Below are 22,056 nucleotides of genomic sequence, written 5' to 3' on the forward strand. Positions count from 1 at the left end.
TTGTATGATAGAAGGTTCAGTTACTTTTGAACACTGAAATTACACCCTAAATTTTGCATTGGTAATCAACTATGGCAACCCTGAACAATAACTACCTCAAACTCAAAGCCGGATATCTATTTCCCGAAATTGCCCGCCGGGTGAATGCTTTTGCAGAAGCCAACCCCGACGCCAAAATCATCCGTTTAGGCATTGGGGACGTCACCGAACCCTTACCCGCAGCCTGCCGTCAAGCCATGCTTCAGGCCGTCGAAGACATGGGCAACCGTGACACCTTCAAAGGTTACGGCCCGGAACAGGGTTATGGTTGGTTACGCGAAAAAATTGCCGCCCACGATTTCCAAGCTAGAGGTTGCGATATTTCCGCCGATGAAATCTTCATTTCCGACGGTTCAAAATGCGATACCGGAAATATTTTAGATATTTTTGGAGATGATAATATTATCGCCGTCACTGACCCGGTTTATCCCGTTTATGTCGATACAAATGTGATGGCAGGACACACGGGAGATGCTAATGAAAATGGAGAATATGGGGGTTTAGTTTATATTCCAATTACGGCGGAAAATAATTTTACTGCTGCTATTCCGACCCAAAAAGTGGATTTAATTTATCTGTGTTTTCCTAATAATCCCACGGGGGCAACGGCAACTAAAGAACACTTAACCGCCTGGGTCGAATACGCTAAAGCTAACGGTTCTATTATATTATATGATGCGGCTTATGAAGCGTTTATTTCTGACCCGAATTTACCCCGTTCTATCTATGAAATTCCTGGGGCAAAAGACTGTGCGATTGAGTTTCGTTCTTTCTCCAAAACCGCCGGATTTACGGGAACTCGTTGTGCGTTTACGGTAGTTCCAAAAACCTTAACCGCTAAAGCTAAAGATGGTTCCGATGTGGAATTATGGAAGTTATGGAATCGTCGTCAAGCGACTAAATTTAACGGTGTTTCCTATATTATTCAACGGGCGGCGGAGGCGGTTTATTCAGACGCAGGAAAAGCTCAAGTTAAGGCGTTAATTCAATTTTATATGGAAAATGCCCAAATTATTCGGGAGCAATTAACGGCGGCGGGATTAAGTGTTTATGGGGGAGAAAATGCCCCCTATGTTTGGGTGAAAACACCTCAAGGTTTATCGAGTTGGGATTTCTTCGATAAGCTGTTACAAACCTGTAATGTTGTGGGAACTCCGGGTTCTGGTTTCGGTGCGGCGGGGGAGGGTTATTTCCGTATTTCTGCTTTCAATAGTCGGGAAAATGTAGAAGAAGCTATGCGTCGAATTACCGAGAAGTTTAAGGTTTAAATTGTTGGGTGGGCATTGCCCACCTTGTTGCATCTAGTAAAACCAGAAACAACCTCATGGGGTTGACCCTATGGCAAAAATGACTTATCATTGCCATAGGGTCAACCCCATAGCAATTTATCAAATAAGGAAGCACCTATGACGCAACCCAAGAAATTCGGTGAAGAGCCAGAAGGTTCATACGGGAAAAACAAGACGATAACCATTGGCGGAATTCCTATGACAGTTTACATGATGCCTAATGGTGAATATCGATGGTCAATGAGACAAGTTAGTAAAGCACTTGGATTCAATGGAGGAATGAAGGATGGTTAAGCGAAACCCTGTGAGCAAAAGGTAATGCTTTTTAGCTTAGGTTGAGGTACAGAATTTACTAGATACATAGTTGCATCTAGTAAACAAAGAAAAAACCTCATGGGGTTGACCCTATGGCAAAAATGGCTTATCATTGCCATAGGGTTAACCCCATAGCAATTTATCAAATAAGGAAGCACCTATGACGCAACTCAAAAAATTCGCTGAAGAGCCAGAAGTTTCATACGGGAAGAACAAGATGATAACCATTGGCGGAATTCCTATGCCAATCTCCATGATGCCTAATGGTGAATATCGATGGTCAATGAGACAAGCTAGTAAAGCAGTTGGATTCAATGAAGGATGGTTAAGCGAAACCCTGCGAGCAAAAGGTAATGCTTTACATAGGTTGAAAGGCTATGGTTTTAAAGGAGACTATGAATCTCAACAAGAACAAGGCTTTATTGAGAGCTATTTGATTTCAACTGAAGACTTTATGGCGGTTATAATGTATGCCGTCCTTGTAGGAGAGCGCCGACCTGCAATTAGTTTGATGGCGGCTGCGATGCAGGAGACATTAGAACGTAGAGCAGATCACGCTTTTGGAGTAGTAAGAGATGAAGATGAATACATCCAAAAGTTTGAGTATCGTAATGCGTCAATTATGCTCAATATAGATTTAAGGGCAGCAATTGGAGAATGGATTGAAAATAATCAAAGTTCAATTCAAGAGTATACTAAAGAATACTCTATAAGAGGTGGAGCTAGGGGAATATATGCTTCTGCTCTTGGTAAAATTTATCAATTTTTATTTGGTAAATATAAAAAAGAAATCAATAAACACCTAGATATAGCAGATTACAAAACACCTAAAGATCATGTTCATGTTAATCAACTACAGCGAATTACCCAGATAGAGGATTTAGCTGCAAAGTACATACGGCGTAAAGGTATGAATCCTATTGAAGCAATTGCTTCTGCTGCTGATGCCTTAATGATTGAACCGGAAGAACCTAAACTAGGAGACCGTATAACTAGACAAGATGTTCATCGGGTACTTGATGCTAAAAAGGCTTTATCAGCTAACAATAATAATAAAAACAAAAAGAAGAAGTAAATTATGGAAATTACAAATTTGCCACAAGTATCAATAAAGGATCGGCATTTTTTACCTCGAACTTCAGGAATTTACTTTGTTGTCAACGAATTAGGCGAAGTTTTGTATATTGGTAAAACCAAAAATTTGAGGCAGCGATGGCAAAATCATCATCTTATAAATTACAACTGGAGGATAGTTTATTTTGAAGCTGAATACTGTAGTTTACCCGGATTAGAAACTCAATTAATTCGTAAATTCTTACCTCGTTTGAATAAACAACATTGCCACACTGTTTACACTGTGTTGGCATACCGTAAGAAACTACTATCTTGTCTCCCTCAATCAAAGAATTTTTAAGTTAGTAACTTGGGTTGAAAAAAATACAACCCAAGACTAAACTTTTCTTTTCAGGTCAACAGGAGGATATATATAGAATGATGAACTGGAATTATCGTGTTTTTCAAGAACCTAATGGTGACTATATCATTCGTGAAGTCTTCTATGCCGAAGATGGAACAATTATCAGTTGTACACAAAATGCAGTAGAACCCATCGGTCAATCTTTAGAAACGTTAGCTAGGGATATTGAAGCTTTTCAAGAGGCGTTAACTTTACCTCTCTTAACGTTAGCCGATATTCCTATTAGTACAACTAAAAAGCGTCATGATGAACGCCATAATAATATTTCTCATGAACAGTTAATGGCAGAACTTGGATTATGCGAACCGTTGAGGAATTAATTACAGAAGCATTATCTTTACCCAGTGCATCGAGAGTGCTTCTCGTCGAGAAATTAGTCGAAAGTTTGGAGTTTGATGTTGATGAAACTATACAAACACTATGGATAACAGAAGCAAAACAGCGTCGAGATGAAATTCGGACTGGTGTAGTGCAACCGATACCAGGGGAAGAAGCATTAAGTCAGATTTTGAGGAGTGTAAATTATCTGGCTAGTACAATTTCTTATCCCTAAAGTTAATCTATAATTAAAATACCATTTACAATTTCTAAAATCTATGCCTGAAACTAAAATTAGTTTAGATGAACCCCTGCAAAATGCTCTGGCTGAAATTTCACGAGAAACGGGAAAAACTCAAAGTCAATTAATTAGCGAAGCAGTTGAACAATTAATTAAAGACTATCAACGGCAAAACCGATATTTATTAATACAACAAGCTAAAGGAGTATGGGCAGATCGAGAAGATATAGATATCCCTGATTTACAACATTTACGTCAGGAATGGCAGAGATTTTAACAATTTTTATTGGTCAATATGCCTAAGATTTTATTAATTGATACTGATGTTTTAATCGACTTTTTACGAGGGTGATCGCAAGCTGTTACTTACTTAGAAAATTTAATAGAAGAATCTATTTTAATTTCAAGTATTACTATTGCTGAACTTTATTCAGGCGTTCGGGAAGGGAAAGAAAGAGAGGTGTTAGATACCTTTTTTCTTGCCTTTAAAATTGTACCTATTAATGAAGAAATTGCTATTAAAGGAGGATTATATCGCCGAGATTATGGAAAAAGTCATGGTGTAGGACTGGCTGATGCGTTAATTGCTGCTACTGCTGAAGTTAAACAAGCTCACTTAGTAACTTTGAATCAAAAACATTTTCCAATGCTAGATACTGTAATTGTTCCTTACAAAAAACAATAATTTATTGATCTATCCTACTAGCTCGTATAATTTTAATTGAGTTAGATCACATCATTAATAATATTTATTATGAACAATTAATGGTAGAACTTGGATTATGCGAACCATTGAAAAATTAGCACTATTTGGGGAAATTTAACCTTTAATTTTAACTATTCTCCCAAACGATATCCTTTCCCATAAACCGTGTGAATTAGGGGGATTTCCCCGGTAGTTTCGATTTTTCTTCTTAACAGGCGAATTTGTGCTGCTAATACATTGCTGCTCGGTTGTTCACCCGCTCCCCAGAGATGTTGATGAATTTGATCATGGGTTAATAATTGTCCTGGAAAGCGCATCAAATAAGCTAAAAGTTGGCTTTCTTTTTCTGATAAATCAATCATACGTCCACCTCGATAGGCGAGTTGATTATCGAGGTCTAATTCTAAGTCTAATACTTGCAAACGGTTAGAATTAACGGGGGATTCTATAACTTGATAACGACGTAATAAGGCACGAACCCTAGCTAATAATTCGCGTAATTCAAAGGGTTTCATTAAATAGTCATCTGCCCCGGCATCTAATCCTTGAACTCGATCATCTAGGGTGTCTTTTGCGGTTAAAAATAGAATCGGTGTTTGATCTGAATGCGATCGCAATTCCTGACAAATTTCTAAGCCGGATTTTTGCGGTAACATCCAATCCAAAATTAATAAATCATAATGATTTTGACGGGCTAAATCACAGCCAAAACAGCCATCCGTTGCAATATCAACTGTATAACCTTCACGGGTTAATACCCGGCTTAAAGGTTCTGTTAATTCGATTTCATCATCAACCAATAAAATTCGCATAATTTAGTAATATTATCTCAGGATAAAGTTAATATAATTAACAATAATTTTCCCAAAATTAGGGTCTGTAGGGGCGGGTTCAAATAAATCTATAATATCCACAAATAACCTACCTAAACCCGCCCCTCAACATAATTTATAATCAACTGAATATTAAGCAGGGGTTGGGCGGGTTTTGAACAGTTATTTTTGGGAAACATAAATTTTTACAAAACCCGCCCCTACAAGTGATCATAAAAACCATTCAAAAGTGCATCATTTCTGGTTCTAAATAAGCCGCATCAATCCATTCCTGCATGGCTGGAAGTGACCAAATTTTTTCGACATAAGCCTGTTCAATTTCTCCTAACTTGACATCATAGGTAATAAATCGAGAAATAACCGGGGCAAACATCGCATCTGCAATGGTAAAATTTCCGAATAAAAATTCACCGTGAGCGCCGTATTGTTCCCGACATTCGCGCCAAATTGCCGTAATCCGATCAATATCGGTTTGTACGTCCGGTTTCATGCCTTCTCTGGGGTAACGAGTCCGACAATTCATCGGCATTTGTTGCCTTAAATTGATAAATCCAGCGTGCATTTCATAACTGATACAGCGCGCATAAGTCCGGGCTTCTAAGTTTTGCGGCCATAAATCAGGAATAAAATTTTCAGCAATATATTCACAAATGGCTAGGGATTCCCAAACCGTTAAATCTCCGTCTAATAATACCGGAACTTTTCCCGATGGAGAATAGCGCCGGATTTGTTTGTAGGTGTTGGGATTACCTAAATCAATCAAAATTTCAGAAAAATTAATTCCGGCTTGCTTCAGAAGAAACCAAGGACGCAATGACCAAGAAGAATAATTTTTGTTGCCAATCACCAGAGTTAACTGTCCCATAATCTGGTAAATAAAAGTTAGGGTAATTATTGCCGTTTCAACAGATACCGAATTTTCGGCGAACTGCACTGATCAATCCTAAATCCTATCATTTCTCATTCCTATGATCACCGTAGCACTGCCTAAAGGCGCTTTATTGATAGAAACTATTCGACTTCTGCAAGCCGTTGGACTTGATTTTAGTGCTTTTTTAGATCCCGGCAATCGACAACTGCAAATTCATGATCCCACTCAAACAGCCAAGGCGTTATTAGTGCGGGCGCAGGATGTCCCGGTTTATGTGGAATATGGTCAAGCCCAGTTAGGCATTGTCGGTTATGATGTCCTGCGGGAGAAAAAGCCTCAAGTCGCTTCACTAGTTGATCTCAAGTTTGGCAAATGCCGGATGTCGGTTGCGGTTAAACAATCGAGTCCCTATCAAATTCCGGTAGAGTTACCGCCCCATAGTCGGGTCGCTTCTAAATTTGTCCACTGTGCCAGTGAGTATTTTGAGAGTTTGGATTTACCAGTGGAAATTATACCATTATATGGCTCCGTTGAATTGGGGCCTATTACGGGAATGTCTGAAGCGATTGTAGATTTAGTTTCTACGGGTGCAACATTACAGCAAAATGGATTAACGGAAATTGAGGTGTTATTTGAAAGTACAGCCTACTTAATTGCCCATCCCTTAAGTTATCGTTTGAATACGGGCGGACTGAAAGATTTAATTACTCAAATCCAAGCACAACTAACTGTTAAAGCGTAATTTTGGGGGATTTAATGCTCCAAAGTTGATAGGGGTTTAGTCGTTGTTTCTTGGGCGTTTGCCCTCAGCATTTGCTCAAAAACCTGGGCTTCTACGGGACGACTAAACCAATATCCTTGTAGACAATCACAGCCATAATCTCGCAAAAATTCTTGTTCGGCTTTGGTTTCTACTCCTTCTGCAATGACTCTCATCTCTAAACTATGGGCCATGACAATGGTGGCTTTAACAATGGCTGCATTTTTAATATGATGGTTAACGTCTTGAACAAAACAGCGATCTAATTTTAAGGTATCAAAGGGGAATTTTTGCAAGTAGCTTAAGGAGGAATAACCCGTCCCAAAATCATCTAAGGACAATCCGATACCTAAATTTTTGAGTTCATTGAGAATCGAAACGGAACGTTCTGGATTTTTAACTAAAACACTTTCTGTTAGTTCTAATTCTAAACAACTTGGATCTAAATTAGTTTGCTTGAGCACTTGCATCACATAGCGTCCTAAGTTCCGTTGATGAAATTTTACTCCCGAAACATTCACCGCAACGGAGATTTGAAATCCCTGATTTTGCCATTGTTTTAACTGTTGACAGACTTGACGAATCATCCATTCATCAATTTCTACAATTAAATCATTTTCTTCCGCAATACTTAAACATTCAATCGGAGGAACTAATCCTCGTTGGGGATGTCGCCACCGAAATAGAGCTTCTGCTCCGGTAATTTTTCCGGTTTTTAAGTCAAGTTGGGGTTGATAATGGATCGTAAATTCTTCTTTCTCTAAGGCATGATGTAGATCAATTTCTAAGTGAAACCGATCTTGAATTTTTGTCCAAATTTCATTAGTATATAAAAAATAAGAATGGGTTCCCTGTTGTTGAGCCTGACGCAAAGCAATATTAGCTTTAATCAGGAGATTATCAAAATCATTATCATGTTGGGGATATAAGGAAACCCCTAAACAGCACCCTAATAATAATCTATAGTCTGAAATTTTAATTGGTTTAGATAAACAATTTAAAAGTTTGATCGCAATTTCTTCGATTTCATTTTCATCGGAAATCGGCGGTAAAACCAAGGCAATTTTTTCACTTTTTAATTTAACTACAAATCCAGCCCTTTGTATTTCATCATGAATCCGATTAATCACCGCCTGGACTAAAATATCCCCATAATTTGTACCTAAATAATCTTGAAATCGTTCTAAGCGATCTAAACTTAAAATAAATACTGGAACCGACTGATCCGGTGAGATAATGTCTCTAATAATTTGTTTGAATTTACTCTGCAAATTCAATTGTGCTGATAAGTTGATATGAGATTCATCATTAAAATTTCCAACTAATTGAATCAAGGTTTCAGACTCGGAAATTGAGGTGGGATTCTGAATTTGTTCTTGTTTGTTAAATTGAGCTTGAATGGCGGCTAAGAGTTCAGATTTACTATAGGGTTTAGTTAAATAGTCATCCGCACCCAGTTCCATCACCCGGCGTAAATTACTGCGTTCATGTTGGGCGGTTAAACAAATAAAAGGAATCGACAGGGTATCGGGGTTACTTCTTAACTGTTCTAGGACTCCATACCCATCTAAATTCGGCATAATTAAATCACATAAAACTAAATCGGGTTGTTGGTTTTGGATCAGTTCGATCCCGATTTGTCCATTATCGGCTTCGAGAAGTTCAAATCCTTCAGCATGGAGAATTTTTAGTAAACTCCTACGCAATAAAACATCATCTTCAATAATTAGAATTGTTTTCATGGTTTCTACTCTATCCTCAAATTCTATTTATAGTTCCTAATAGACTATAAATCCTTTAGCTATTCATTATCTGCGATCCCAACTGGATAGGTTTCTTTAAAAAAGATAAAGAACGTTATATCCATTAAGATATATCGTTAATTCTTGAATTGATGTGATATAAAAACGACAATTATGTGAGATTTTATGCCAGAATATGTGATCTGCATCGTTAAAAAGTGACCTAAATCATCACAATTTGCGTATTTACACGGATTGAAATGGTTTAAAAAACATTTTTTCCCTAAATTTGAGGCTTTGGGGTATAACAGGCCGCGTCGTGAGCCCCATTCGACAAGCTCATGACAGGCTTCGACTTCGCTCAGGAGAGCCTTGTCGAACGATAATAGGGAATGAGTTTGCTGGATTTAGAAGTGTCTTAACTTTGCTGTGTAGAGCTATAGGAGTTATTTGGAGTTGGATGTCCTGGATACGGATTTTGCACCGAGGGTGTGATGCCCCAAGGTGGGATCTGACCATCAGGCGTGTTAGACTTTTGTGAAGTGAAAATCACTTAAATTTTAAGTTGGAATGACTACCCTAATTTCTCCTAACAATACCCCTCAAGAACAGAACTCCCGTGAAACAGATTGGCGCTTACTTGTGCGAATTGCTGAGTATGCAAAACGGAATCGACGGTTATTAATTTTGTGCTTGATTTTATTAATTCCCCTCTCGGTTTCCGGTGCCGTTCAACCCATTTTAATTGGACAAGCGATTTCTCTCATCCGTCAGGAACCGACAACCCATCCCTTACTCAGAGAAATGTCTCTATCGGATGGATTGAATGTTTTGGCTATTATCCTTCTAATTACTATTTTAGCTCGATTTTTATTACAATCAATTCAAGGATATTGGGTGCAAAAAATAGGTCAACAAATTACGACGGATATTCGGAATGATTTATTTGATCATGTCACTTCTTTAGCGGTGAGATTTTTTGACCGCACTCCAGTGGGACGATTAATTACCCGTTTAACTAGTGATGTTGATGCCTTGGGTGATGTATTTTCTACGGGTGCAATTGGGATTGTTAATGATTTATTTTCCATTTTAGTCATTGCCATTTTGATGTTTATGATGCAATGGAAATTAGCCTTAATTTTGGTTTTAATGATGGTTCCGGTAACGGCTATAATTGTTTATTTTCAACAACAATACCGGAAGGCTAACTATAAATCAAGAGACGAACTTTCTAATCTTAATTCCCAATTTCAAGAAAATATGGTGGGAATTGGGGTTGTACAATTATTCCGTCGAGAAAGATTTAATTCTGAATTATTTCGAGCTACTAATCTTCGATATATTAAAGCCGTTGATCAAACTATTTTTTATGATTCGGCGGTATCCGCAACCTTAGAATGGATTGCCTTAATTGCCATTGGCGTTGTTTTGTGGTTTGGCGGCCGACAAGTTGTGGAAAATGAATTGAGTTTTGGGACGTTATCAGCTTTCATTTTATATGCCCAACGATTGTTTGATCCCCTACGACAATTTGCCGAAAAATTCACCGCCATTCAATCAGGATTAACCGCCATTGAACGGATTAATAATATTTTGAATGAACCGATAGAAATTCAGGATCTTGATCAAGTTACTGCCCATCTTTCTACCCTAGATTCTGATGATCAAAATTGGGTGCAAATGGGAGAAATTCGGTTTGAAAATGTTTGGTTTGCCTATAAAGAAGATGACTATGTGATCAAAAACCTCGATTTAACCATTCGTCCTGGGGAAAAAGTCGCCTTAGTCGGGCCAACGGGCGCCGGAAAAAGTACGATTATTCGACTCTTGTGTCGATTATATGAACCCACTCAAGGACGAATTTTAGTCGATGGCATTGATATTCGAGAGTTACGTCAAACCGAACTTAGACGTCATATTGGGGTGATTTTACAGGATGGTTTTTTATTTGCTGGAGATGTTAAAAGTAATATTACCCTAGGAGAATCCTATAGTTTGGCAGAAATTAAACAGGCTGCGGAAAAAACCAATATAAATCGTTTTATTGAACAGTTACCCCAAGGATATAATACCGAACTTCGAGAACGGGGAACGAATTTATCCAGTGGTCAAAAACAACTGTTAGCCTTTGCCAGAGCAGCAATTCGGAATCCTCAAATTTTAGTTTTAGATGAAGCAACGGCTAATTTAGATGTGGGAACGGAAGTTTTAATTCAAGAAGCCTTAGAACGTCTGTTAAAAGAACGTACCGCTATTATTATTGCTCACCGTCTTTCAACGATTAGAAATGTGGATCGGATTTTAGTATTAAAACGAGGGCAATTGGTTGAGTCGGGAAGTCACGACGAACTCCTGGCACAAAATGGGTTATATGCGAGTTTATATAACTTGCAAATGTTAACAATACAGGAATAGGTAATGGTTAATTACGAATTACGAATTACGAATTACGAATGGGTAATAAACTGATGATTGATAACTGATGACTGATAACTGATTTATATGCCCGTTGATGGAGTGGTGAGGGGTTTATTTAACTCAATCGGAGGTTGCTCTGCTGCCTCTGGGGTGGGGGTCGGCGCGGGGGAAGGTTGATCGGGTTCAACGGGGGGCTGTGCCCGTTCTACCGGAGGTTCGTAGGTGTCCACGGGGGGTTGATATTCCGGTGGCGGTGCGGGAGGATTTAACCATTGTTGCCAATCTTGGATTTGGGTCTGAGCTTGGGAATAGGCGGTGCTTTGAGGGGGAATTTTCTTTAAGATGCCAATGGCACCGGGAACATCATAGGTAGATTGATCTAAACCCAGTTGCAATAGATTTTGACCCCATTGATCAATTAGTTGCTCAACCCGACCTCTTAATTTACTGGAATTGGAGACTTGATTCGCCATTTTGATCGCCGCAGCGTAGGAGTCAGGTGTGCCAGGGGAAGCCAGAACTTCTGAATTGCGGAGATTTTCGGCATCCCGGAGTTGACTATTCCATTGGCTAATTTTGGTTTTGGCTGTGTTGTATAAGACTACACCCGAACTAATTTGTTGGGCCTGGGCGATCGCCTCGGCATAACTACCTTCGGATGCTAACTGTTCCGCCCGATCTAAGATGGGTTGATATTGTAGTCGTTGACTGCGATCCGTCCATTGAGCAATCTGATTTTGAGCATTTTCATATAATGTTCGTCCACGACCAATTTTTTTGGCCTGGGCGATCGCTTGTTTCAGGGAATCGGTATCACCAAAACTGGCCAATTGTTCCGCCGTCTCTAACAGGGGTCTATCTTCAATTTCTTCTATCCGCCTTGTCCAACTGACCATTTCGGTTTTGGCTTCGGTGCCCCTCGGGTTCGAGGCGGGGATGGTTTGGACTTGGGCAATAGCCGCCCGCAGGTCACTCACGCCCCCAGGTTGAGCTAATTGTCGCGCCCGTTCTAGGGTAGCAACATCAGCGATTGATTCTTGCCAATTGCGGATATAGGATTGGGCTTTTTGATACAGGGGCCGATCTTGACCGATTTTTTGAGCTTGGGCGATCGCATTTCTCAAGCCCACAACCGTATCTAATAAAGCCGGAACATTGGCTTTTGCTAAGACCGTAAAATCCTTAACATTTTCTTGTAAATTGGCACTACCTGGAATTTTATTCGCAATATTAATCGCTTCTTGCCAATTGCCATTTTTTAGGGTTTCTTCGGCTAAAGTCATGATTTTATTACCTATAGTGGTAATTTCTTTTTGTCCAGCATCTTTTAAATAACTCTCAGGAGAAAGTTTTTCAATTAACCCGGCTGCCTCTATCCATTTCTCTAAACTGCTTTGGGCAATCAAACTTCTAGCTTTGGCTAATTTTTGGCTATCTTCACGGGTAATAGCAATCAAATCTGTTAGTGCTTGATATTTAGTGGTTGCCCAATAATTATTTCCTAAATTCAATAATAATGTTGCTTCTTTAAACGCCAAATTTAACTTTTCTTGGCGCATTAATTCCTCGGATTTTTGATAGGTTTGTTCCGCTTCATCCCAAATAGAACGCCATTGGTCAATGCGTTTGGAAACTTGGGCGGCCGCTGGGGTATGTTCGGGGGTTTTTTCGGCGGCGGCAATGGCTTCTGAAAGTTGTCCAGCTTGAAACATCTCCTCTGCCAAATTCAAAATATCCATTGACCATTTTTCAATTTGGCGATTAATTTCAGGACGTAGGGGATGATCTTTTGATAGACTATCCACTAAATCAATGGCAACTAATAGGTCTTGAACGGTTTGTTTATTGGCGGCGGATTCTGCACAATATAACCGCAGGGAAGCCGAGGCTATGGGCCAGAAAATTTTGGGACAATTGGGTAAAGCGGGCAAACGGAACAACAGACTCATCGCTAAAACCCCAATTCCCCCCGGAACTAAAATCAACAGGGCTAAGACCAGGGGAACTAGATTAACTGGAATGGTTTTGGGTAGAACAAAGCGTTGGCGTTTTTCGGGTTGAGGAGAAGATGACCCTTGAGACGGCTGATAAAGAACAATCTGGTTGGCTGTTTCGGTTAATTCAGGGGAACTGGGAGTTTCATCGACCGTTGCGGGTTGGGTATTACCAGTTTCCAAACTCGTGCAAAGTTCTTTGAGCCATTGGGCACGACTTTTTCTCACCAGGGAACGAATGGGAATTTGGGGTGAACTCCCTGAAGCAGTCTTGTTAGAAGATTGGCTTTGACTTTGTTCTTGTTGGTTTTCGCTCATCACAATTAACTCAAACAGCTTGAAGCAGACTAAGATTCTAAACCCATTCAACGCCAGGGGGACACAAGAGGGTTCTTGGGTGTTATAGCATTACGGAGACTCAAACAGCAAGGGGATCAAGGGAGGGAAGGAGGGCAGGGTTACAGGTAACGACTGTTATCCTTATATAATAGCCCTGTCCCTGCCCTCTAACCTATGGCTTCCCTTGCTCGAAAAAACCTATTTGAAGACATTCCCCGTTTTTTGGTCGCTCAAGCTGGGATTATGTTTGCTGTTAGTTTAGTGACAATTCAAAATGGGATTTTAACCGGGTTTATTCGTTCTTCTTCCATCCTAATTGATCACTCGAAAGCAGATTTTTGGATCGCTTCTAAGGACATGATTCACTTAGAGTTAACCATGCCAATTTCTTTGGAACGGATGACCCAAGCTCAGGCTGTTAATGGCGTTGAACGAGCAGAAGCCTTTATTTTTAGAAATGCCCGTTGGCGTGATCCCCTAGAGAATAAAATTCATGCCGTTACCGTGGTAGGTTCCGACCCCAATGGAGAATTATTTTCCCCTTGGAATATTATTCAAGGAGATGCTAATGCTTTAAAAAATCCCTATACAATTATGGTCGATGAGAGCAAATTAAATGCTCTGAAAATTAAAAATATTGGTGATATTGCTAAACTCGGAGGATTAGAAGCCAAATTAGGAGGAATTACCCAGGGAACCCAATCAATTGTCAGTAATAGTTTTATCTTTACTTCTTTAAAAAATGCTAATGCTTATGTGAATAGCCCCGTAAAAACTCAAACCCTTTGTCAACTTCAAAATGATGATCTACAATGTACTCAAAGTTATGAAGATCAATCCTCTAATCAAAAACCCCTGAATTCTCCGCCCCCAAGACAATTAAATCTAGCTGATCCCATTACCTATGTTTTAATTAAAGCTAAACCCGATCAAGACTTAGCCCAACTCAAGCAAAAACTCCAAGAAACTTTACCTAATGATGTGCAAGTTTTGACCCGGGAAGAAATGTCGATAATCATGCGAACCTTTTGGCAAAAACGCACAGGAGTTGGATTTGTTCTCAGTTTGGGGGCGGCGGTCGGAGTGTTAGTGGGAATGGTGGTAGTCGGACAAATTCTTTATTCCTCCGTCAGTGACCACTTAAAAGAATTTGGGACTCTGAAGGCAATGGGAGCGTCCGACTGGGTGATTTATGGAATTATTTTAGAACAGGCTCTCTGGATGGCGGTTTTAGGTTATATCCCAGGTATGGCTCTGTGTTTTGGTGTTGCGTACTGGGCAGGTGCGACCCAGGGAATCTTGATTTTAATTACTCCTCTATCGGCTTTGGGGGTATTTGGGTTAACGGTGGTGATGTGTACCGGGTCGGCGTTTTTTGCTATTCAGAAAGTCACCAAAGTTGACCCGGCGATTGTGTTCAAAGCGTGATAGGGTTGAGCTTTTGTTTCTCCGTTGAGTCAGATCACAAGCAATTGAGAACGTTTGAGTTTAGAATGGTAATACTAAACTGTACAGGATAGTTCATGTTCCCCATTCCTTCTCGGACAATCCCTGATTTCTTCAGTAAACTGATAATAAGCCCTTGTAATTTAATCCATTAGATCTGTCAATTCCCGTTATCAGCCCACATCATAATTAATTTGGAACGATGATACCCACTAAAGTTAACGAGGCAAAATCTACTATACTCCCCAATCAGACTGAATATTATTCAGCCAATGCCAAAGTTAAGCCGATTGGAATTCAAACTTGTAGTGTGGAAATGGCTTATCAATCTGGACGACAAAGGGTTCAAGTCCTGCAAAATATTAATTTAGAAGTCGAACAGGGTGATATTCAACTGTTGATGGGGCCAAGTGGATCGGGTAAAACCACATTACTGTCAATTATCGCCGGACTTTTAACCCCGACGGCGGGACAAGTCTTTTTATTGGGCGAAGAAATTACCAAATTGTCTCGGACTCAGTTGGCAGAATTTCGTTTACATAATATTGGGTTTATTTTTCAAGGATTTAATTTATTCCCCGCTTTAACCGCTTTGGAAAACGTGGAATTAGCCCTTCATCTTAAAGGAATTAGGGGAAGAAATGCGAGAGAAGAAGCAAAAACCCGTTTAGAACAAGTTGGTTTACAGGATAAAATAAATTTATTACCCCAGGATTTATCCGGGGGTCAAAAACAACGGGTAGCAGTAGCGCGCGCCTTAGCTGGGGAGCCACCATTAATTATGGCTGATGAACCCACAGCCGCCTTAGATTCTACCAGTGGTCGGGCTGTTATTGATCTGTTAAAAACCTTAGCAAAACAAGAAAATACTACGGTATTAATGGTGACTCATGATCCCCGAATTATGGATGTAGCTGATAGTATTTTGACTTTAGAAGATGGCAAGATTAAAAATTAAAATGCAAAGGTAATATAGTAGTATTAACTTAATTTTCCCTTAGTGGCTCATCTGCTAAGAGGTTTTTGATCATTTGTCACAGGGGTTATAGAGGGTGTTTTTGAGACTTGATACTTCCGAAAAACACATCAGCTTATTTATTATTAATCTAAATACCAAAAAAGAGCAGCTTTTAAATAAATAAACTGCCCTTTTACTTTTAATATTAAATCAGAAACACTGAAGATTGCAGAGAAACTGGAGTAGTGTAAATAATGAGGTCAAGCCCTCGGTCTGTTAGTGTGTCTTGGCTACATCCATCACTGGACTTCGACCTAACACCTATCAACGGGTGTTCTGCCCGTGACCTTACCCACAAAAAGTGGTGAGAGCAATCATCTTGAGGTGGGCTTCCCACTTAGATGCTTTCAGCGGTTATCCACTCCGCACATAGCTACCCTGCGTTTACCGTTGGCACGATAACAGGTACACCAGCGGTGCGTCCTTCCCGGTCCTCTCGTACTAGGGAAGGCTCCTCTCAATGCTCTTACGCCTGCACCGGATATGGACCGAACTGTCTCACGACGTTCTGAACCCAGCTCACGTACCGCTTTAATGGGCGAACAGCCCAACCCTTGGGACGTACTTCCGCCCCAGGTTGCGATGAGCCGACATCGAGGTGCCAAACCTCCCCGTCGATGTGAACTCTTGGGGGAGATCAGCCTGTTATCCCTAGAGTAACTTTTATCCGTTGAGCGACGGCCTTTCCACACAGTACCGTCGGATCACTAAGGCCGTGTTTCCACCCTGTTCGACTTGTAGGTCTCACAGTCAAGCTCCCTTCTGCCTTTACACTCTGCGAATGATTTCCAACCATTCTGAGGGAACCTTTGCGCGCCTCCGTTACCTTTTAGGAGGCGACCGCCCCAGTCAAACTGCCCCCCTGAAACTGTCTTCGACCCGGATTCACGGGTCAGAGTTAGAATTCTAGCTCTACTAGAGTGGTATCTCACCGATGGCTCCATCATCCCCACAAGGATGACTTCCACGCCTCCCACCTATTCTGCGCAAGCAAAGCCCGAACCCAATTCCAGGATACAGTAAAGCTTCATAGGGTCTTTCTGTCCAGGTGCAGGTAGTCCGTATCTTCACAGACAATTCTATTTCGCCGAGTCTCTCTCCGAGACAGTGCCCAGATCGTTACGCCTTTCGTGCGGGTCGGAACTTACCCGACAAGGAATTTCGCTACCTTAGGACCGTTATAGTTACGGCCGCCGTTCACCGGGGCTTCAGTCATCAGCTTTAGCTTGCGCCTGACCGACTTCCTTAACCTTCCGGCACTGGGCAGGCGTCAGCCCCCATACTTCCTCTTACGAGTTGGCGGAGACCTGTGTTTTTGGTAAACAGTCGCCTGGGCCTCTTCACTGCGGCTTACTTGCGTAAGCACTCCTTCTCCCGAAGTTACGGAGCCATTTTGCCGAGTTCCTTAGAGAGAGTTATCTCGCGCCCCTGAGTTTTCTCAACCTCCCTACCTGTGTCGGTTTCGGGTACAGGCGTTGGTAAATTAACGGTTTTAGGGCTTTTCTTGGAAGCTTGATGCTCTCTACTTCCCCTTCGTAAAGGGTCGGACTCCCGCCTTAGCTCAGTCTGTTTTCTCCAGACCTCATCACCTCGTACGGTTGCACCGGTAACCATCTTCCGGCTAGCACACACCTTCTCCGTTCCCCTGACCAATTTACCACCGGTACGGGATTCTTCGCCCGTTGTCCATCGACTACGCTCTTCAGCCTCGCCTTAGGCCCTGACTCACCCTCCGCGGACGAGCCGTGCGGAGGAACCCTTAGGGTTTCGGGGTGTAGGATTCTCACCTACATTTTCGCTACTCAAGCCGACATTCTCACTTCTGGTTCGTCCACACCTGCTTCCGCTAGTGCTTCTCCCTACGCCAGAACGCTCCCCTACCAATACAATAAATCATATTCCACAGCTTCGGTACACCACTTAGCCCCGTTCATTTTCGGCGCGGCAACGCTTGACCAGTGAGCTATTACGCACTCTTTTAAGGTTGGCTGCTTCTAGGCAAACCTCCTGGTTGTCTAAGCATTCCCACCTCCTTTCTCACTTAGTGGTGATTTGGGGACCTTAGCTGGTGGTCTGGGCTGTTTCCCTCTTGACGATGGAGCTTATCCCCCACCGTCTGACTGGTTGTTCTTCCTCTGGGTATTCAGAGTTTGTCTCGATTTGGTACCGCTCTCGCAGCCCGCACCGAAACAGTGCTTTACCCCCCAGATTTTTCCACAACCGCTGTGCCTCAACACATTTCGGGGAGAACCAGCTAGCTCCGGGTTCGATTGGCATTTCACCCCTAACCACACCTCATCCGCCGATTTTTCAACATCGGTCGGTTCGGACCTTCAATTGGTTTTACCCAAGCTTCATCCTGGACATGGTTAGATCACCCGGGTTCGGGTCTAAAAACAATGACTTCTTCGCCCTCTTCAGACTCGCTTTCGCTTGGGCTGCGACATTTTCTGTCTTAACCTGCCATTGCCTTTAACTCGCCGGCTCATGCTTCAACAGGCACGCGGTCATCCGTTAAATCGGACTCCCACTGCTTGTAAGCTGACGGTTTCAGGTTCTATTTCACTCCCCTTCCGGGGTTCTTTTCACCTTTCCCTCACGGTACTGTTTCTCTATCGGTCACACAGGAGTATTTAGCCTTACCTCGTGGTCGAGGCGGATTCACACGGACTTTCACGGGCTCCGTGCTACTCGGGATTCAGCTAGGCTCTTTGAGTTTTCGACTACGGGACTTTCACCCTCTCTGGTGCAGGTTTCATCTGCTTTGTCTAACTCTCTAAGTCCAGTGTCGCTGTCCCACTACCCCAACAGGTAAACCTGTTGGTTTAGGCTGTTTCCCTTTCGCTCACCACTACTCGGGAAATCGCTTTTGCTTTCTTTTCCTCGGGCTACTAAGATGTTTCAGTTCGCCCGGTTCGCTCATACCCACTTATTTGATTCGGTGGGCTGTTTTTGGGTTGCCCCATTCGGACACCTCCGGCTCATTGCTCGCTTCCAGCTCCCCGGAGTTTATCGTCGGTCGCCACGTCCTTCTTCGCCTCTGTGTGCCAAGGTTTCCACCGTCAGCCCTTTCTATCTTGACCACTTTCTCTTTTTCAGAGATTTTCTGTTCTTTTGTGATTAGTTCTCTCAACCTGGGGTTAGTTTCCTTTCCCTCGGCTGGAAGTTCTAACTACGAACTACTGCCAGTTTTTGTTTCTCTGCAATTTTCAAGGTTCTGTCTGGACTTGGTAGTCCAGCATTCTGGCTTCTTTTCAGAGAAGCTAGGTGCTGAATTGTCCTAGGTTTGGAACCGGACTTCGGAGTTTGAAAGCGTCTGTTTGTTTTTCATTCTTCTCGTAACGACCTTGGGATGACTTTTGAGGGTGCTATATTTGTTGGATTCAACACTCAACTCAAAAGTAGGTCTCCCTAAAAGGAGGTGATCCAGCCACACCTTCCGGTACGGCTACCTTGTTACGACTTCACCCCAGTCATCAACCCCGCCTTCGGCACCCTCCCCCCTTACGGGTTAGAGTAATGACTTCGGGCGTGGCTCACTTCCATGGTGTGACGGGCGGTGTGTACAAGGCCCGGGAACGGATTCACCGCAGTATGCTGACCTGCGATTACTAGCGATTCCTCCTTCATGCAGGCGAGTTGCAGCCTGCAATCTGAACTGTGCCAGGGTTTAAGAGGTTCGCTCTCCCTCGCGGGTTGGCTGCTCTCTGTCCCTCGCATTGTAGTACGTGTGTCGCCCAGGACGTAAGGGCCATGCTGACTTGACGTCATCCTCACCTTCCTCCGGTTTGTCACCGGCAGTCTCGCTAGAGTTCCCAACTTAATGATGGCAACTAACGACGAGGGTTGCGCTCGTTGCGGGACTTAACCCAACATCTCACGACACGAGCTGACGACAGCCATGCAGCACCTGTCTTCTGGTTCCTTTCGGCACTCCCACCTTTCAGCAGGATTCCAGAGATGTCAAGTCCTGGTAAGGTTCTTCGCGTTGCATCGAATTAAACCACATACTCCACCGCTTGTGCGGGCCCCCGTCAATTCCTTTGAGTTTCACACTTGCGTGCGTACTCCCCAGGCGGGAAACTTAACGCGTTAGCTTCGGCACGGCCCGGGTCGATACAGGCCACACCTAGTTTCCATCGTTTACCGCTAGGACTACTGGGGTATCTAATCCCATTCGCTCCCCTAGCTTTCGTCCCTCAGTGTCAGTTATAGCCCAGCAGAGCGCCTTCGCCACCGGTGTTCTTCCTGATCTCTACGCATTTCACCGCTACACCAGGAATTCCCTCTGCCCCTACTACACTCTAGTCTTACAGTTTCCACTGCCTTTACGAAGTTAAGCCTCGCTCTTTAACAGCAGACTTGATTGACTACCTACGGACTCTTTACGCCCAATCATTCCGGATAACGCTTGCATCCCCCGTATTACCGCGGCTGCTGGCACGGAGTTAGCCGATGCTTTTTCCTCAGGTACCGTCATTGTGTTCTTCCCTGAGAAAAGGGGTTGACAATCCAAGAACCTTCCTCCCCCACGCGGTCTTGCTCCGTCAGGCTTTCGCCCATTGCGGAAAATTCCCCACTGCTGCCTCCCGTAGGAGTCTGGGCCGTGTCTCAGTCCCAGTGTGGCTGATCATCCTCTCAGACCAGCTACTGATCGTCGCCTTGGTAAGCCTTTACCTTACCAACTAGCTAATCAGACGCAAGCCCCTCTCTAGGCGATAAATCTTTTACCTTTCGGCTCATCCGGGTTTAGCAGTCGTTTCCAACTGTTGTCCCCGTCCTAGAGGCAGGTTCTTACGTGTTACTCACCCGTCCGCCACTAAATCCCGAAGGATTCCGTTCGACTTGCATGTGTTAAGCAGACCGCCAGCGTTCATCCTGAGCCAGGATCAAACTCTCCATTTTGAAGAATCTGTTGTTTTGGCTCTAAAACTTGTTTCTCAAAGTTTTAGAATTTTTTGCTTTTTCAGAAAGTTTGTGTTAAACTCCCTGATTAAGAATCAATTCTTTAATAACGAGATTAAGAATGTTTTAACTTGGCTTTCAAACTCTTTAGTTGTCCAGGTTCGGTGTGTCTTTGTTTTTCGACACTTTTATAAATCTATCAGTCTTTTCTCAAGATGTCAACCCTTTTTGGGAATTTTTTTTTCGACTTTGCATACCCTTGCTATTTAGGCGTTTGAGCCTCTTTTCCCTGGAGATTAGTCAAAGATAAATCCCTAATTGGGTTTTTTACGGGTTTTTGGTGGCTTACGGAATTTTTATAGGTGTTACTGTAGCTGGGGGAAGCAGATATCAATTTTGCGTTGATTGCTGAGGGAGAAGCCGTTTGAGACAAAGGCTTCGATGAATAGGTGATCGGTGTTGGACTTATATATAGGTTTAGCAGATGATGCTCTATTTCTCCGGGGCAAAATTGAGGCTAAACTAACGGATATTTTGATCAATCAAGGCCACGGTTATGATTAACGATGCTAACAATCCAGAAATTCAAGCGGAATGGGATTTACTCAATGATCTATTTCCCCATGATCTACTATATCCCTGGAATCCTTATACAATAGAGGCTGAAGCCTATTTTGTAGAGCAGGAGGCGGGGAATTCTATTGTGGCGGTGTTTACTGAAGCGGAACTGGCGCAAAGATCTCAACGGTTAATGAGCCAAATTAATCAATTGTGGTCAGCGACCCATTTACAAACATCTTTATTAAAACGCTTTGCAGAAAAAATACCTGATGAGTTGTTAAATCGTTTGGTACAAGTGGTCACCCGTATGACTGAACAGGTTTCTTCCCAAAGTTTGTCCCTAGCTGATCAATTAGTTGAGTGTGTTCAGGAACTATTACCCGAATGGCCAGAAGATGATTTGCAGGTTTTAGCCCGTCCTTTTGCTTATGCGATGCGAGGAGCAGAACCGGATGGAGCAGGATCGAATTCGACTATCCTGGAAGGAGCGAGTTGGTCTGAGTTATCCGAGATTGAACAAGCCAGAACTTGCTTGGTGATCGCTCGGTATGCTTTATTGGGGGTTTTTTCTGATCAGGAAGCCTCTTGAGGTGGCTCTTGGTCAGCTTAGGATCAGCAAATTTTATTTTTTTTGCTCAACCCCCTAGCCATTTTTCTGATCCTGTGCTAAATTTAAAAATTGTACGGCGAGCGTAGCCAAGTGGTTAAGGCAGAGGATTGTGGTTCCTCCACTCGTGGGTTCGAGTCCCATCGTTCGCCCTTAAAGTAATATGATCTGTTA

General features: G+C 42.5%; 17 protein-coding genes, 1 tRNA gene and 2 rRNA genes. 14 read left to right on the plus strand and 6 right to left on the minus strand.

Annotated features, from left to right (window positions below; all coding sequences use genetic code 11):
- The first annotated feature begins 71 nt into the window (after positions 1–71).
- The 8 genes from AC2D3N_RS18500 to AC2D3N_RS18535 all read left to right on the plus strand — a co-directional run bounded on the left by AC2D3N_RS18500 (position 72) and on the right by AC2D3N_RS18535 (position 4,364).
- The gene (locus AC2D3N_RS18500; protein WP_484691763.1) at positions 72–1,307 is read left to right on the plus strand and encodes an LL-diaminopimelate aminotransferase; all 1,236 of its coding nucleotides are present in this window, start codon (positions 72–74) and stop codon (positions 1,305–1,307) included.
- 138 nt (positions 1,308–1,445) lie between these two features.
- Positions 1,446–1,622, plus strand: coding sequence for a hypothetical protein (locus AC2D3N_RS18505; RefSeq protein ID WP_159451567.1), 177 nt, complete (start codon positions 1,446–1,448; stop codon positions 1,620–1,622).
- Between the two features lie 181 nt (positions 1,623–1,803).
- Entirely contained in the window at positions 1,804–2,718 is a 915-nt protein-coding gene (locus tag AC2D3N_RS18510) for a hypothetical protein (protein WP_079680869.1), read from the plus strand.
- Positions 2,719–2,721: 3 nt separating this feature from the next.
- Positions 2,722–3,057, plus strand: a complete 336-nt coding sequence (locus tag AC2D3N_RS18515) for a GIY-YIG nuclease family protein (RefSeq protein WP_079680868.1) — start codon at positions 2,722–2,724, stop codon at positions 3,055–3,057.
- A gap of 77 nt (positions 3,058–3,134) precedes the next feature.
- Positions 3,135–3,440, plus strand: coding sequence for a hypothetical protein (locus AC2D3N_RS18520; protein ID WP_079680867.1), 306 nt, complete (start codon positions 3,135–3,137; stop codon positions 3,438–3,440).
- Complete coding sequence (locus AC2D3N_RS18525) at positions 3,419–3,673, plus strand: addiction module protein (protein ID WP_079680866.1); 255 nt, start codon at positions 3,419–3,421, stop codon at positions 3,671–3,673. The genes AC2D3N_RS18520 and AC2D3N_RS18525 overlap by 22 nt, the downstream gene beginning before the upstream one ends.
- Positions 3,674–3,716: 43 nt before the next feature.
- Positions 3,717–3,956, plus strand: a complete 240-nt coding sequence (locus tag AC2D3N_RS18530) for a ribbon-helix-helix domain-containing protein (RefSeq protein WP_079680865.1) — start codon at positions 3,717–3,719, stop codon at positions 3,954–3,956.
- A 105-nt stretch (positions 3,957–4,061) separates the two neighbouring features.
- A complete protein-coding gene (locus tag AC2D3N_RS18535) occupies positions 4,062–4,364 on the plus strand; it encodes a PIN domain-containing protein (protein WP_484693774.1) in 303 nt (100 codons plus the stop codon).
- 152 nt (positions 4,365–4,516) lie between these two features.
- Here AC2D3N_RS18535 and rppA read toward each other — a convergent pair whose 3' ends face one another.
- Both rppA and AC2D3N_RS18545 read right to left on the minus strand, forming a co-directional pair.
- Positions 4,517–5,197 carry a two-component system response regulator RppA gene (gene rppA / locus AC2D3N_RS18540; RefSeq protein WP_484691764.1) on the minus strand — a complete coding sequence of 227 codons (681 nt, stop codon included), beginning with the start codon at positions 5,195–5,197 and terminating at the stop codon, positions 4,517–4,519.
- Positions 5,198–5,441: 244 nt separating this feature from the next.
- Positions 5,442–6,152, minus strand: a complete 711-nt coding sequence (locus tag AC2D3N_RS18545) for a glutathione S-transferase family protein (RefSeq protein ID WP_234996793.1) — start codon at positions 6,150–6,152, stop codon at positions 5,442–5,444.
- Positions 6,153–6,186: 34 nt separating this feature from the next.
- Between AC2D3N_RS18545 and hisG the strand changes: the two genes are divergently transcribed.
- Entirely contained in the window at positions 6,187–6,831 is a 645-nt protein-coding gene (hisG, locus tag AC2D3N_RS18550; RefSeq protein WP_079680863.1) for an ATP phosphoribosyltransferase, read from the plus strand.
- An 11-nt stretch (positions 6,832–6,842) separates the two neighbouring features.
- On the opposite strand, the gene AC2D3N_RS18555 is transcribed toward hisG, so the two are convergent.
- Positions 6,843–8,591: a two-component system response regulator gene (locus AC2D3N_RS18555; RefSeq protein WP_484691765.1), complete on the minus strand. Its 1,749-nt coding sequence runs from the start codon at positions 8,589–8,591 to the stop codon at positions 6,843–6,845.
- Positions 8,592–9,161: 570 nt separating this feature from the next.
- Between AC2D3N_RS18555 and AC2D3N_RS18560 the strand changes: the two genes are divergently transcribed.
- Entirely contained in the window at positions 9,162–11,009 is a 1,848-nt protein-coding gene (locus tag AC2D3N_RS18560) for an ABC transporter ATP-binding protein (RefSeq protein WP_484691766.1), read from the plus strand.
- Positions 11,010–11,092: 83 nt separating this feature from the next.
- Here AC2D3N_RS18560 and AC2D3N_RS18565 read toward each other — a convergent pair whose 3' ends face one another.
- On the minus strand, positions 11,093–13,324 hold the full coding sequence (locus tag AC2D3N_RS18565; protein WP_484691767.1) for an AAA family ATPase: 2,232 nt from the start codon (positions 13,322–13,324) through the stop codon (positions 11,093–11,095).
- A 195-nt stretch (positions 13,325–13,519) separates the two neighbouring features.
- Between AC2D3N_RS18565 and AC2D3N_RS18570 the strand changes: the two genes are divergently transcribed.
- Complete coding sequence (locus AC2D3N_RS18570; protein WP_079680859.1) at positions 13,520–14,773, plus strand: FtsX-like permease family protein; 1,254 nt, start codon at positions 13,520–13,522, stop codon at positions 14,771–14,773.
- Between the two features lie 220 nt (positions 14,774–14,993).
- Entirely contained in the window at positions 14,994–15,749 is a 756-nt protein-coding gene (locus AC2D3N_RS18575; protein WP_079680858.1) for an ABC transporter ATP-binding protein, read from the plus strand.
- A 256-nt stretch (positions 15,750–16,005) separates the two neighbouring features.
- Here the strand turns inward: AC2D3N_RS18575 and AC2D3N_RS18580 are convergent.
- Both AC2D3N_RS18580 and AC2D3N_RS18585 read right to left on the minus strand, forming a co-directional pair.
- A 23S ribosomal RNA gene (locus tag AC2D3N_RS18580) occupies positions 16,006–18,892 on the minus strand.
- A gap of 331 nt (positions 18,893–19,223) precedes the next feature.
- Positions 19,224–20,714, minus strand: a 16S ribosomal RNA gene (locus tag AC2D3N_RS18585).
- Together the 16S and 23S rRNA genes form the textbook arrangement of a ribosomal RNA operon.
- A 556-nt stretch (positions 20,715–21,270) precedes the next feature.
- Between AC2D3N_RS18585 and AC2D3N_RS18590 the strand changes: the two genes are divergently transcribed.
- Positions 21,271–21,864, plus strand: coding sequence for a BAR domain-containing protein (locus tag AC2D3N_RS18590; protein WP_484691768.1), 594 nt, complete (start codon positions 21,271–21,273; stop codon positions 21,862–21,864).
- A 97-nt stretch (positions 21,865–21,961) separates the two neighbouring features.
- Positions 21,962–22,034 (plus strand) — tRNA-His (locus AC2D3N_RS18595).
- Positions 22,035–22,056: the final 22 nt, after the last annotated feature.

This window comes from Planktothrix sp. PLAVEN19ND, assembly GCF_057220675.1.